The sequence below is a fragment of the Mixta calida genome (genome assembly GCF_002953215.1).
Classification (GTDB): domain Bacteria; phylum Pseudomonadota; class Gammaproteobacteria; order Enterobacterales; family Enterobacteriaceae; genus Mixta; species Mixta calida.
Genome location: NZ_CP026378.1, coordinates 806,676 through 820,307 on the forward strand (window position 1 = coordinate 806,676; position 13,632 = coordinate 820,307).

At 56.4% G+C, this 13,632-nt stretch carries 12 protein-coding genes; 7 read left to right on the forward strand and 5 right to left on the reverse strand.

Annotated features, from left to right (window positions below):
• Positions 1-5: 5 nt before the first annotated feature.
• The 3 genes from radA (at position 6) to C2E16_RS03855 (ending at position 4,234) form a co-directional block, all read left to right on the forward strand.
• Positions 6-1,388: a DNA repair protein RadA gene (radA, locus tag C2E16_RS03845; protein WP_084970036.1), complete on the forward strand. Its 1,383-nt coding sequence runs from the start codon at positions 6-8 to the stop codon at positions 1,386-1,388.
• Positions 1,389-1,455: 67 nt separating this feature from the next.
• A complete protein-coding gene (gene nadR, locus C2E16_RS03850; protein ID WP_038628437.1) occupies positions 1,456-2,688 on the forward strand; it encodes a multifunctional transcriptional regulator/nicotinamide-nucleotide adenylyltransferase/ribosylnicotinamide kinase NadR in 1,233 nt (410 codons plus the stop codon).
• A gap of 637 nt (positions 2,689-3,325) precedes the next feature.
• Positions 3,326-4,234, forward strand: coding sequence for a LysR family transcriptional regulator (locus C2E16_RS03855; RefSeq protein ID WP_038628436.1), 909 nt, complete (start codon positions 3,326-3,328; stop codon positions 4,232-4,234).
• Between the two features lie 77 nt (positions 4,235-4,311).
• Here C2E16_RS03855 and C2E16_RS03860 read toward each other — a convergent pair whose 3' ends face one another.
• Complete coding sequence (locus tag C2E16_RS03860; protein WP_038628434.1) at positions 4,312-5,313, reverse strand: zinc-binding alcohol dehydrogenase family protein; 1,002 nt, start codon at positions 5,311-5,313, stop codon at positions 4,312-4,314.
• A gap of 95 nt (positions 5,314-5,408) precedes the next feature.
• Here C2E16_RS03860 and C2E16_RS03865 point away from each other — a divergent pair, with 95 nt between their 5' ends.
• Positions 5,409-6,305 carry a LysR family transcriptional regulator gene (locus C2E16_RS03865; RefSeq protein WP_084970035.1) on the forward strand — a complete coding sequence of 299 codons (897 nt, stop codon included), beginning with the start codon at positions 5,409-5,411 and terminating at the stop codon, positions 6,303-6,305.
• Positions 6,306-6,334: 29 nt separating this feature from the next.
• On the opposite strand, the gene ettA is transcribed toward C2E16_RS03865, so the two are convergent.
• Together ettA and deoR are read right to left on the reverse strand one after the other, a co-directional pair.
• Positions 6,335-8,002, reverse strand: a complete 1,668-nt coding sequence (gene ettA, locus C2E16_RS03870; protein WP_038628430.1) for an energy-dependent translational throttle protein EttA — start codon at positions 8,000-8,002, stop codon at positions 6,335-6,337.
• A gap of 144 nt (positions 8,003-8,146) precedes the next feature.
• Positions 8,147-8,911, reverse strand: a complete 765-nt coding sequence (gene deoR / locus C2E16_RS03875) for a DNA-binding transcriptional repressor DeoR (RefSeq protein WP_038628429.1) — start codon at positions 8,909-8,911, stop codon at positions 8,147-8,149.
• Positions 8,912-9,115: 204 nt separating this feature from the next.
• Here deoR and sltY point away from each other — a divergent pair, with 204 nt between their 5' ends.
• Together sltY and trpR are read left to right on the forward strand one after the other, a co-directional pair.
• On the forward strand, positions 9,116-11,047 hold the full coding sequence (gene sltY, locus C2E16_RS03880; RefSeq protein ID WP_244555258.1) for a murein transglycosylase: 1,932 nt from the start codon (positions 9,116-9,118) through the stop codon (positions 11,045-11,047).
• 44 nt (positions 11,048-11,091) lie between these two features.
• Positions 11,092-11,415, forward strand: a complete 324-nt coding sequence (gene trpR / locus C2E16_RS03885; protein ID WP_084970033.1) for a trp operon repressor — start codon at positions 11,092-11,094, stop codon at positions 11,413-11,415.
• 6 nt (positions 11,416-11,421) lie between these two features.
• Here the strand turns inward: trpR and yjjX are convergent, their stop codons facing one another.
• Positions 11,422-11,943 carry an inosine/xanthosine triphosphatase gene (yjjX, locus tag C2E16_RS03890; protein ID WP_038628423.1) on the reverse strand — a complete coding sequence of 174 codons (522 nt, stop codon included), beginning with the start codon at positions 11,941-11,943 and terminating at the stop codon, positions 11,422-11,424.
• Between the two features lie 51 nt (positions 11,944-11,994).
• On the opposite strand from yjjX, the gene gpmB reads away from it, so the two are divergent.
• Positions 11,995-12,642: a 2,3-diphosphoglycerate-dependent phosphoglycerate mutase GpmB gene (gene gpmB / locus C2E16_RS03895; protein ID WP_084970032.1), complete on the forward strand. Its 648-nt coding sequence runs from the start codon at positions 11,995-11,997 to the stop codon at positions 12,640-12,642.
• 35 nt (positions 12,643-12,677) lie between these two features.
• Here the strand turns inward: gpmB and robA are convergent, their stop codons facing one another.
• Positions 12,678-13,559 (reverse strand): MDR efflux pump AcrAB transcriptional activator RobA, encoded by an 882-nt coding sequence (gene robA / locus C2E16_RS03900; protein ID WP_038628418.1) that lies wholly within the window; start codon positions 13,557-13,559, stop codon positions 12,678-12,680.
• Positions 13,560-13,632: the final 73 nt, after the last annotated feature.

The window sequence follows — 13,632 nt, forward strand, 5'->3', positions numbered from 1 at the left end:
TTGAGTTGGCCAAAGCGGTAAAACGTGCCTTCGTCTGCAATGAATGTGGCGCAGACTATCCGCGTTGGCAGGGGCAATGCAGCGCCTGCCACGCCTGGAACACTATCACCGAAGTGAGGCTTGCGGCCTCGCCTGCGGCGGCGCGCAATGAGCGTCTTTCCGGCTATGCCGGCACCGCTGGCGCCAGCCGCGTGCAGAAGCTGTCGGAAATCAGTCTGGAGGCGCTGCCGCGCTTCTCCACCGGCTTTAAAGAGTTCGACCGCGTGCTGGGCGGCGGCGTGGTGCCGGGCAGCGCTATTCTGATCGGCGGCAGTCCGGGCGCCGGTAAAAGTACCCTGCTGCTGCAAACCCTCTGTAAGCTGTCGGTGGATATGAAAACGCTTTACGTCACCGGCGAAGAGTCGTTACAGCAGGTGGCGATGCGCGCGCATCGCCTCGGCCTGCCGACCGATAACCTGAATATGCTGTCGGAAACCAGCATCGAGCAGATCTGCCTGATCGCCGAGCAGGAGCAGCCGAAGCTGATGGTGATCGACTCCATTCAGGTCATGCATATGGCGGAGATTCAGTCTTCGCCAGGCAGCGTAGCGCAGGTGCGTGAAACCGCCGCTTATCTGACGCGCTTCGCCAAGACGCGCGGCGTGGCGATTATTATGGTCGGCCACGTCACCAAAGATGGCTCGCTGGCCGGTCCGAAAGTGCTGGAGCACTGTATTGACTGCTCCGTGCTGCTGGACGGCGACGCCGATTCCCGTTTCCGCACGCTGCGCAGCCATAAAAACCGCTTCGGCGCGGTGAATGAGCTGGGCGTATTCGCCATGACCGAGCAGGGGATGCGCGAAGTCAGCAACCCGTCGGCCATCTTCCTGTCGCGCGGCGACGAGGTGACTGCCGGCAGCTCGGTAATGGTGGTCTGGGAAGGCACCCGGCCGCTGCTGGTGGAGATTCAGGCGCTGGTGGACCACTCGATGATGGCCAACCCGCGCCGCGTCGCGGTCGGGCTGGAGCAGAATCGTCTGGCGATTCTGCTGGCGGTGCTGCATCGTCACGGCGGCCTGCAAATGGCGGATCAGGATGTGTTCGTTAACGTGGTGGGCGGGGTGAAGGTCACCGAAACCAGCGCCGACCTGGCGCTGATGCTGGCGATGGTCTCCAGTCTGCGCGATCGACCGCTGCCGCAGGATTTGGTTATTTTTGGCGAAGTCGGGCTGGCAGGCGAGATCCGCCCGGTGCCGAGCGGACAGGAGCGTATCTCTGAAGCGGCCAAGCATGGCTTCCAACGCGCGATCGTTCCTGCGGCTAATGCGCCGAAGAAAGTGCCAGCGAATATGAAGGTTTACCCGGTGAAAAAGCTGGCTGACGCGCTGGCGATTCTGGATGAGTTATAATTTTCACCGCAGGGATTAACCTGTCGTTGGGGTGGGCCTTAGCCCACCCCTTTTTGCAGGAGGCATTATGTCATCATTTGAATATCTGAAAACCGCCATTCGTCAGCAGGGGCACACGCTACAGCAGGTAGCGGACGCCAGCGGCATGACGAAGGGCTATCTGAGCCAGCTGCTCAACGCCAAAATTAAAAGCCCCAGCGCGCAAAAGCTGGAAGCGCTGCACCGCTTTCTGGGACTGGCCTTTCCGCGTCGTGAGAAGCGGGTCGGCGTGGTCTTCGGCAAGTTCTATCCTCTGCACACCGGACATATTTATCTGATTCAGCGCGCCTGCAGCCAGGTCGACGAACTACATATTATTATGGGCCACGATGAGCCGCGCGATCGGCAGCTGTTTGAAAACAGCGCCATGTCGCAGCAGCCGACCGTCAGCGATCGCCTGCGCTGGCTGTTGCAGACGTTTAAGTATCAAAAAAACATCCGCATCCACGCGTTTAACGAAGAAGGCATGGAGCCTTATCCGCACGGCTGGGATGTCTGGAGTGCAGGCATGACCGCCTTTATGGCGGAAAAGGGCATCGAACCGAACTGCGTCTATACCAGCGAAGAACTGGACGCGCCGCAGTATCGTCAGCATCTCGGCATTGAGACGATAGTCATCGATCCCAGACGTTCCTTTATGAATATCAGCGGTGCGCAAATTCGCCAGAACCCTTTCCGCTATTGGGAATATATTCCTACTGAAGTTAAGCCGTTTTTCGTGCGCACCGTAGCGATACTTGGCGGCGAATCAAGCGGCAAATCGGTACTGGTGAACAAGCTGGCCAATATCTTCAATACCACCAGCGCCTGGGAGTATGGCCGCGACTATGTTTTTTCCCACCTGGGCGGCGATGAGATGGCGCTACAATATTCGGATTATGACAAGATCGCGCTGGGCCACGCGCAGTATATCGATTTCGCGGTGAAGTACGCCAATAAGGTGGCGTTTATCGATACGGACTTTGTTACCACGCAGGCGTTCTGCAAAAAATATGAAGGGCGCGAACACCCCTTTGTTCAGGCGCTGATCGACGAATATCGTTTCGATCTGGTGATCCTGCTGGAGAACAATGTTCCCTGGGTAGCGGACGGTTTACGCAGTCTCGGCAGCTCGGTCGATCGGCGCGAGTTTCAGGATCTCTTAATAAAAATGTTGAATGAAAATCAGATAAAATATGAACACGTAACAGAAGACAGTTACGATGAGCGTTTTCTGCGCTGTGTGGAACTGGTAAGAAACATGCTAGAAAACGGTAAGTAAACGGTTTTTCAGGCTGGCCGTAGAGGAATACTGCCAGCGCTGGTTTTTAATTCGGAATGTTCTCATTGTTATTTACCCTCCTGTAATTCAGCTTAATAGTTTAGTTTTCAAAATAGATTTTCGGCTTTTTCGGTTTAATTTTTTTCAGGAAAAAGATGCCTGTTTCACAAGGCATATTAATATTTTTTCTATTTTTGCCATGACTTATCAGTTAGTTAATTGCGAAGTGCGCAGGGAGCGTTAACGCGCTTGTTTTATTAGATCGTTTTTATCGTTCTGGCTCTGGAATCTTCCATTCACAGGCGACCATTGAGCATCTGCGATAACTTGAGACATGACTTATATATTGTCTGAGCCATATTAACTATATTGAATTATATATTTAATTAAGAGACTCCCCTGGTTTAAATGCCAGGAAAGATCTAGATGAATTTAGATACATCTTCGGGCGCTTCAGAAAAGCAAGACGTCGCAGAGAGCTTTAGAGCATAACGCGATTAATAAAAAGATCGCATTACGGACTACGTTAAAAGACATTTTGTGCAATACGGCATTAAGTCATTTATCTCCAGGAAATAACTAACTGCGGCACGTTGCAGAATGGCTATAACCAGGAAGAATCAAGGGAGTGTGAAACATGCATAAAGACATTAATCATCTGGTAAGAATGGATTTAAACCTGCTGCCAATTTTGGATACGCTGTTGAATGAAAAAAGCGTCAGCAAAACGGCGGACAAACTTAATGTCACTCCGCCAGCCATCAGTAAGTCTTTGAATAAAATAAGGGATACCTTTCAGGATCAGCTGCTGGTGCGCTCCGGAATGAGCCTGGAGCTAACGCCGCTGGCGGTGCGTCTTAAGCCTCAGCTCCGGGAGCTGCTGGATAATATACAGACGGTGCTGCATCAGAATATTGAGCTGAACGGCAGCGAACTGCCGCGCTCCTTCAACATCGTGACAAATGATATCCTGATGTCGAAGCTCAGCTACAAGCTGATGAAGAAAAGCATTCAGGAAAATACCCACCACGTTTTTAATTTTAACTATGATAACGCGGCGACCTGCATGTTGCGCAGTGACGATATCGATCTTTATATCGGCGAGGATAAAAACCTTAGCCCGGAAGTTAAAATAAGAACCATCGGACACAGCGAATGCGTCTTTATTGCGAAAAAAGACCATCCCGTTCTGCAGATGGAAAAGTCGCTTAAAGAGTTAAAGGAATATATCCTTATTGTCTCAAAAAATAAGCTGAAGGAAGAGATGGAAAGTCTCTACCGGGAGCGCGGCTATAAGCGCAAAATCCATGGGGTTAGCGCCGGTTATCTTCCCATGGTCGAAAACGTCATTCAGACCGATAGCCTGGGCGTCGTCCCGCTCTATGTGGTTGAGGTTTTGCAACGAATGAATATTGAAGTGGATTTCTTCAGGCCGGAGTTTGAACTGCCGAAAGTCCGCATTATTCAGGCATGGCATCCGCGTTACCATAACTGCTCATCGCATAAATGGCTACGCGATATTTCTAAAGATCTGCTGGAGTTTTAAAGGTCTTAAGAGAGCGACAGATAAGCGCGTCGGCATGAATTAACGCCCCGGTTAAGGGGCGTTTTTATTGCGGCATATCAGTAAACGATAACCACTTTGCCGCGCATATGGCCTTCCAGAACTCTGGCGTGCGCCTGGGTTAAGCTTTCCACGCTCAGACCATGCAGCGTTTCATTCAGCGTTGTTGCCAGTTTCCCTTCATCCAGCAGCTGCGCAACGTCATTCAGGATTTCGCCCTGACGCGCCATATCCGGCGTGGTGTACATGCTGCGGGTGAACATAAATTCCCAGTGCAGCGCCGCGCTTTTTAACTTCAGCTGATCCATATCGAGCGGATGCGCGTTTTCAACGATAGTGCAGATCTGACCCTGCGGCGCGATCAGCTTGCCGATAGTCTCCCAGTGGCCATCGGTATCGTTCAGGCAAAAAATGTAGTCCACCTGCTGGATGCCGTGCTGCGCCAGTTCTTCCGGCATATTTTGATAGTTAATCACCAGATCCGCCCCGCGATCTTTACACCACTGAACGGAATCAGGACGGGAGGCGGTAGCGATCACTTTCACCTTGCTGTGCATTTTGGTGAAGGGAATCGCCAGCGAGCCGACCCCGCCCGCGCCGCCGATAATCAACAGCGTTTGCTCTTCCGTCGCTTCTTCAATACGCAGGCGTTCAAACAGGCCTTCCCATGCGGTTAATGCGGTCAGCGGGATTGCCGCCGCCTGTCCCCAGTCAAGCGTGCGTGGCTTATGGCCGGTAATGCGCGCATCCACCAGATGCAGCGTACTATTGCTGCCCGGACGCGTTACGTCGCCCGCGTAGTAAACCTCATCGCCCGTCTTAAAGCCGGTGACTTTGCTGCCCACTTCTACCACTACGCCGCTGGCGTCCCAGCCCAAAATGCGTGGCTGTTGCAGACCGCTTTTCTGCACGCCTTTATGGACCTTGGTATCGACCGGGTTGATCGAGACCGCTTTCACTTCCACCAGCAGATCATACTCGCCAGGCGTCGGCTGTTCCGGCTGAATTTCAATAAACTGTTCCGGGTTTTCCGGGTTAACGGCAATCGCTCGCATAGTCATTTCACTTCTCCTCAGTTGGTAAGGTAAGTGTAGAGGGGTGAGCCGAAAGTGATAAGATGGACAATAACTCACACAGTGTTCGTAACAGGTGAACAATGGGCTTAAAACGCTTACAGGATATGGCGCTGTTCGCGCTGGTCGCTGAAAGCGGCAGTTTTACTGCCGCCGCACGTCGCGCCGGGCTACCGAAATCGAGCGTAAGCCAGCGCATCAGTCAGCTGGAACAGGCGATTGGCCTGCGCCTGCTTAATCGCACCACGCGTCAACTTAACCTGACTTTTGCCGGCGAACGCTACCTTATCCACTGTCAGGAGATGATACAGGCCAGCGAGCGTGCGGATCTGGCGATTGAGCGTCTGCGCGACAACCCAAGCGGCCGCCTGCGCATCACCAGCCCCGCCGGCATCGGCGCGACGCTGCTGGCGCGCTGCAACGCCGAGTTTCAGCAGCACTACCCGGATGTGACGCTGGAGGTATCGGTCTCTGATGATATGCGCGATCTGGTGCAGGAAGGCTTTGATGTGGCGCTGCGCACCGGCAAGCCGCAAGACTCTTCGCTAATCGGTCGGCGCGTTGGCCTGTGTGAACGACTGTTGGTCGCTTCAGCGCGCTATCTGGCGCAAAAGCCGGTGATAACCCATCCGCAGCAGCTTTCAGCCCATCGTTGCATCGCCCATCGTGCCTGGGCGGAGTGGTTGTTGCGTCGCGGCGAAGAACACTATCGCTGGCTGCTGCCGTCCATGCATCTGACGGATAATCTGCTCTACGCGCGTGAGTGCGCGCTTAACGATGCGGGCATTACGCTGCTGCCGCGTTTTCTTACCGAAGCATTTATTGCGCAGGGCGAACTGGTGCAGGTATTGCCGGAGTGGGAAACGGAAGGGAACGAGCTCTGGCTGGTGTGGCCGGGACGTAAGCTAAACTCGCCGGCGCTGGCGCGCTTTATCGACTTCGCTTTGCAGAATGCGGCGTTTCGAGAATTCTACCGTTAAAAAAAGCGGCCCGTGGGCCGCTTTCTGCATTACTTGCTCATACGCTTGTACTTGATGCGCTTCGGCTCCAGCGCTTCGGCGCCGAGCGTACGCTTCTTGTACTCTTCGTATTCGGTAAAGTTGCCTTCAAAGAACTCCACCTTGCCCTCATCCTGGTAATCGAGGATGTGGGTGGCGATACGGTCAAGGAACCAGCGGTCATGCGAGATCACCATCGCGCAGCCGGGAAACTCCAGCAGGGCGTTTTCCAGCGCGCGCAGGGTTTCGATATCCAGGTCGTTGGTCGGTTCATCGAGCAGCAGCATGTTGCCGCCGACCTGCAGCAGCTTCGCCAGATGCAGACGACCGCGCTCACCGCCGGAAAGTTCGCCAACGCGTTTGCCCTGATCGACGCCTTTAAAGTTAAAGCGGCCGACGTAAGCGCGGCTCGGCATTTCGGTGTTGCCGATCTTCATGATATCCAGCCCGCCGGAGACTTCTTCCCAGACGGTTTTGGCATTATCCATGCTGTCGCGGAACTGATCGACAGAGGCCAGTTTCACCGTTTCACCCAGGGTGATGGTGCCGCTGTCCGGCTGTTCCTGGCCTGACATCATGCGGAACAGCGTCGATTTACCGGCGCCGTTCGGACCGATGATGCCGACAATCGCGCCTTTCGGCACCGAGAAGGAGAGATCGTCGATCAGCACGCGGTCGCCGTACGATTTACGCAGGTTGCTGACCTCCACCACTTTGTCGCCGAGGCGCGGACCCGGTGGAATAAACAGCTCGTTGGTTTCGTTACGTTTCTGGTATTCGGTGCTGTTCAGCTCTTCAAAGCGCGCCAGACGGGCTTTGCCCTTGGACTGACGGCCCTTCGCGCCCTGACGCACCCACTCCAGCTCTTTCTCAATGGATTTGCGACGCGCGGCTTCCTGAGACGCTTCCTGCGCCAGACGCTGATCCTTCTGCTCCAGCCAGGAAGAGTAGTTGCCTTCCCACGGAATGCCTTCGCCGCGGTCCAGCTCCAGAATCCAGCCCGCCACGTTATCAAGGAAGTAACGGTCGTGGGTGATCGCCACTACGGTGCCTTCGAAATCATGCAGGAAGCGTTCCAGCCACGCAACGGATTCCGCATCCAGGTGGTTGGTCGGTTCGTCGAGCAGCAGCATATCTGGTTTTTCCAGCAGCAGACGGCACAGCGCGACGCGACGGCGCTCACCACCGGAGAGGTTGCTGATTTTGGCGTCCCAGTCCGGCAGGCGCAGCGCATCGGCGGCGCGTTCCAGCTGGACATTGAGGTTGTGACCGTCGTGCGCCTGAATGATCTCTTCCAGCTTGCCCTGTTCAGCGGCCAGCTTGTCGAAATCGGCTTCTGGCTCGGCGTACAGCGCGTAGACTTCATCCAGACGCTTCAGCGCGCCGACCACTTCAGCCACCGCTTCTTCCACCGATTCGCGCACGGTGTGTTCCGGGTTCAGCTGCGGTTCCTGCGGCAGGTAGCCGATCTTGATGCCAGGCTGCGGACGCGCTTCGCCTTCGATATCTTTATCGATGCCCGCCATGATACGCAGCAGGGTGGATTTACCCGCGCCGTTTAAGCCCAGTACGCCAATTTTCGCGCCAGGGAAGAAGCTAAGAGAGATGTTTTTAAGAATGTGACGCTTCGGCGGAACGACTTTGCCGACGCGATGCATGCTGTAGACGAATTGAGCCACGTGAAATGAGCCTCTTATGGTCTGTGTGGTAATCGGGGCGTCATCGCCCGCTCAGAACAGCAAGTTTAGCGGTTTTCCCTGCTTAATCACAGCCGTCATCCCGGTGATTGTTCGCTTTTCGCCACCGTAGCGACGCGCGTCGTTTCAGGGCGTCAGCAGGGTCACGCCGGATTGCCGCAGATGCTGCGCCAGCGGTTCCGGCGGCGCGCTGTCGCTGATGAGCGTATCGAAGCGGCCGAGATCGCCGATGCGCGCCGGCAGCACCTTGTTGTACTTGCTGCTGTCCGCCAGCAGCAGCGCGCGCTGCGTTCGGGCGAGGGCGCGCTGCTTCATCGGCAGTTCGTTGAAGTTGTAGCAGGTGGCGCCCTGCTGCGCATCCAGACCTGCCGCTGAGATAAAGGCGAGCGTAGGGCAGATCTCATCGAGAATCGTGACGGCGCCGTGTGGAGAAAAGACGGCGTTGTCAGGATGAAATTCGCCGCCGCTGAGGATCACGCGGCACGCTTTCTTCTCTTTTAACGACAAAAAGGTATTGATCGCGCAGCAGACGGCGGTAAACGGCAGCGCGTCGTCAATCGCATCGATCACCCAGGGCATCGTGGTGCCGCAGTCGAAAAAGACGGTGTCATCGGGGCTAATCAGGCTGGCCGCCAGCTTTGCCAGCCGTTGTTTCTTATCGACATTATGCGATTGTTGATCGGAGACGAAATAGTGCTCATGTCCGCCTTTGGCGGCGCTGACGATATAGCCGCCCAGCAGAACCAGACAAGAAGGCTGTTCGTTAAGATCGCGTCGAATCGTCATCTCCGAGACGCCCAGCAGCCGTGCCGCCTCTTTCAGATGAATTTTATCAATGCGCCTGATCGCCTGCGCCAGTTTACCGATTCGCTCTTCGCGCCGGGTTTCCATGATGCCATTCCCTGTTTGTCTGTTTCTCTTATGTTAACCCTAAACAATCAGAGCGTCAGCCGCCGCAGTGCGACAAGATCCGTACCGCGTGAAATCGAAGAAAAGTAAATTTTGTGAAGAACGTGGCACGACGCCAGCGGCCTGGTTAGCATGAAGAATGCCTGGCATAGGGCCGGACCGGTTAACAACAGAGGAGAGCGTGTGGTGACTCACAGGAAGGAGAGATGGCGTTACTGGCTGGCCAGCATTTGCCTGCTTGCCGTTAGCGGCAGCGCACTGGCCGATTCGCTGGATGAACAGCGTAATCGCTACCAGCAAATTAAACAGGCCTGGGATAATAATCAGATGGACGTGGTGGCGCAGCTGATGCCCACGCTGAAGGATTACCCGCTTTATCCCTATCTGGAATATCGCCAGCTGTCGCAGCATCTCGATCAGGAAACCGGCCTGGCGGTCAACGATTTTATTAAACGCTATCCTACGCTGCCGCCGGTGCGCACGCTGGCGTCGCGCTTTGTCAACGAGCTGGCGCGGCGGGAAGACTGGCGCGGCCTGCTGGTATTCAGCCCGGAAGAGCCGACGCCGGTCGCCGCGCGCTGTAACTGGTACTATGCCAAATGGGCCACCGGCCAGCAGCAGGTCGCCTGGGAAGGCGCGAAGAAGATCTGGCTGCGTGGCACAGCGCTGCCGTCCACCTGCGATAAGCTGTTCAACGTCTGGCAGGCGGCGGGAGAACAGACGCCGATCGCCACGCTGGAGCGCATCCGTCTGGCGATGGTGGCGGGCAACGGCAGTCTGGTGAACTACCTCGCCAAACAGCTGCCGTCCGACTATCAAACGATGGCGAATGCGGTGATGGCGCTGCAAAACGATCCCGCCACGGTAGAAGGCTTCGCCCGCAGCGTCGGGCCGACCGACTTTACCCGTCAGGCGACCTCGCTGGCTTTCGCGCGCGTGGCGCGTGAAGATGCGGAAAACGCGCGGGCGATGATCCCGACGCTGGTGCGTTTGCAGCAGATGAGCGAGCAGGAAGCGCAGGAATTACGTGAGGCGGTGGCATGGCGGCTGATGGGCAACGACGTCACCAGCGAGCAGGCGCGCTGGCGCGATAATGTCGTAATGAGCAGCGGCTCTACTTCTCTTATCGAACGCCGCGTGCGCCTGGCGCTGAGCAACAACGATCGACGCGGATTAAATACCTGGATCGCGCGTCTCGACCCGGACGCCAAAGAGAAAGATGAGTGGCAATACTGGCAGGCGGATCTGCTGCTGGAACGCGGTCGCAAAGAGGAAGCGGAGGATATCCTGCATAAGCTGATGCAGTCGCGCGGCTTTTATCCGATGGTGGCGGCGCAGCGTCTGGGGATGAAATATCCGCTGCGGGTCGATGAGGCGCCGCGTCCCGACAGCTCGCTCGATAACGGGCCGGAAATCGCCCGTGTGCGCGAGCTGATGTACTGGGGAATGGATAACCTGGCGCGTTCTGAATGGAGCCGTCTGGTCGCCAGCAAAACCGCTTCACAGCAGCAGATGCTGGCGCGCTACGCGCTGAACCACGGCTGGTGGGATCTCAGCGTGCAGGCCACCATTACCGGCAAGCTGTGGAACCACCTCACCGAGCGTTTCCCGCTGGCCTGGCAAACGCAGTTTAACCAGTACACGCGCGATAAAAGCATTCCGCCAAGCTACGCCATGGCGATCGCTCGTCAGGAAAGCGCGTGGAACCCGAAAGCGCGATCGCCGGTCGGCGCGTCGGGGCTGATGCAGATCATGCCAGCTACCGCCAGCCATACGGTGAAGATGTACAGCATTCCGGGCTACGTTAACAGCAGTCAGCTGCTGGACCCGCAAACCAACATTCAGATCGGCACGCAATATCTGGAGTACGTTTATCAGCAGTTCGATCAGAATCGCATCTTCTCTTCCGCCGCCTATAACGCCGGGCCGGGAAGGGTGCGCACCTGGCAAAAAGTCAGCAACGGGCAGCTCGACGCCGTCGCCTTTATTGAGACCATTCCCTTCTCGGAGACGCGCGGCTATGTGAAAAACGTACTGGCCTATGACGCTTACTACCGTTATTTACTCGATCAGCCCGATAATATCCTGTCTGACAGCGAGTGGAAGCGCCGCTACTGAATATGCTACTCTTCCGTACTCGCCAATGAGTACGGAAGAATTTCATGACTTCACATTCCCCGATCCCGGTTACCGAACACCCGCAGGATGAAAACTGGCTCCGTTTCGTTAATCTGCTGGAGCGTGCTTTCCCACTGGATCTTCAACTGCCGCTGCTGCAACTGATGATGACGCCGGATGAACGCGAAGCCTTCGGCACGCGCCTGCGTATTATCGAGGAGCTGCTGCGTGGCGAGCTGAGCCAGCGCGAGCTGAAAAATGAACTCGGCGTCGGCATCGCCACCATTACGCGCGGCTCCAACAGCCTGCGCACCGCGCCGCCTGCGCTAACCGCCTGGCTGGAAGAGCAGCTGTCGATCAAGAAATAGCAGGGATTACGCCTGTTTGTAGATAGCATTATGGAACGGACACAGCGCCAGCACTAACGCCTGATGATAGACGCTGGTGCGCGTCAGCAGACCCTGAGTAAAGACGCCGATTGCGCCGCCCTGATGTTTGATATTGTCGATGCCGGTCAAACGCGCCATTTCTTCGCCCAGCTCATGCCCGGCATGAATGCCCGCCATGACCACCGCCGGCAGGGTAAAACTGGCAGAGCGGGACTCGCCGCGCTGCTGGTGATTTTCCACCACCATCCATGCGAAGGCGTCGTCGCCTTCTATGCCCGCTTCAATCGCGACCCAAAAGTCTGCTTCCGGTCTGACCTTTCGCGCGTTCATCACGCGCTGACGTGCGCCAGTTCGCGTTTCTGTATTTGTAAGCGGCTGGGCGGCCACGCCGCTGTCGACCTCGACGCCCTCGATATGGCAGGATCCTTCGCCAAACACATCGTTGAAAGCCTGAGAAATGGCGTTAATTTTTGCCGGATTGATGGTAGCAGCAACAACATGGTGCATAATTACTTGAACCTTCTACGCAATTTTGACGCAGTATAACGGAAAAAACGCATGTTACAGGTCTATCTTGTTCGCCACGGGGAAACGGTGTGGAACGCGGCCAGGCGCATTCAGGGACAGTCTGACAGCGCACTGACTGAAAAGGGAGAGCAGCAGGCTCGGCAGGTGGGGGAGCGGGCTAAATCGCTTGGCATCACCCATGTAATCGGTAGCGATTTGGGCCGTACGCGGCGCACGGCGGAAATTATCGCTGACGCCTGCGGTTGCAGCGTGACGCTGGACGCCCGGCTGCGCGAACTGAATATGGGCGTGCTGGAACAGCGTCCTATCGATTCGCTGAGCGAAGAAGAAGAAGGTTGGCGGCGCTCGTTGGTCAACGGTACGGCGAATGGCCGTATTCCTGAAGGCGAAAGTATGGCTGAGCTGGCGGCGCGCATGCAGCAGGCGCTTAACGCCTGTCTGGCTCTGCCGGCCGGCAGCCGACCGCTGTTGGTCAGCCACGGTATCGCGCTGGGCGTGCTGATCGGCACGCTGCTGGGGCTGCCCGCGCACGCCGAACGCCGCCTGCGGCTACGTAACTGTTCCATTTCACGCGTCGATCATCAGCAGAGCGCCTGGCTGGCGCCGGGATGGGTGGTTGAGACGGCGGGCGACGTTTCGCATCTCGATCTGCCTGCGCTGGATGAATTGCAGCGTTAAGCTAACGGGCCCGCATTAAGCGGGCCCGTACTGTTTCAGTCGGCGGTGCGACGAACGATGGGAATCAGGTATTCGCAGCGGATCTCTTTCGGCGGCTCGGCGCGCTTTTTGCCGCCGTGCGTGTAAAAGCGCTCGATATCCTGACCCTGGCGACGCGTTAGCTGTAACGTCGGCATACAGGTGCCATACAGCATCAGAATGAAATCCTGCAGCTGACTGCGCGGACCTTCGTAATTAAACTGTACGTAATCGCCGCCTTCCAGCAGAACGGTCTGCCCCGACTGCATGGTTTTCGCCAGCTGCTCAGACGGCACGGCGGTAGTGTAAAGGATCTCTTGCTCGTCATCCTTTTCCTGGCTCGGCCGCACCTGATGCAGGCCGTACAGCACGGGCGGCACGGTGTCGGTTTCCAGCAGGAACTGCTGCCAAAAATGGACGCGCATCTCGTCGCGGTAGCGGGAAATTTGCTCCAGCGTACAGGTATAGCTCTGGGTTTGCCCTATCAGCACCGTTTCCGGCAGCGTCACATAGTGCGCTTCAGGCAGCGGCATATCATCCAGGCGAATCGGCGGGCGCAGGCCGTAAGCGTTCCATTCGGAAGCGCGACGATACCAGGCGGGCGTTTGAGCAAACTGCTTTTTAAAGGCGCGCGTAAAAGTCTGCTGTGAATCGAAGCGGTACTGTAACGCGATATCGAGAATAGGACGGCTGGTCAGCCGCAGCGCCACCGCCGCTTTCGACAGGCGTCGGGCGCGAATATAAGCGCCAATCGCATGACCGGTCACTTCTTTGAACATTCTTTGCAGATGCCATTTGGAGTAACCCGCTTTCGCCGCCACGTTATCCAGTGACAGCGGCTGATCGAGATGGCTCTCCAGCCAGACAAGCAAATCGCGAATGATACCAGCTTGGTCCATAAAACATCCTCTTGTACTTAGATTGGCGCAGGCAACGCAAAGTCGCGGGATCATAGCACTAAATGCGCAAAAA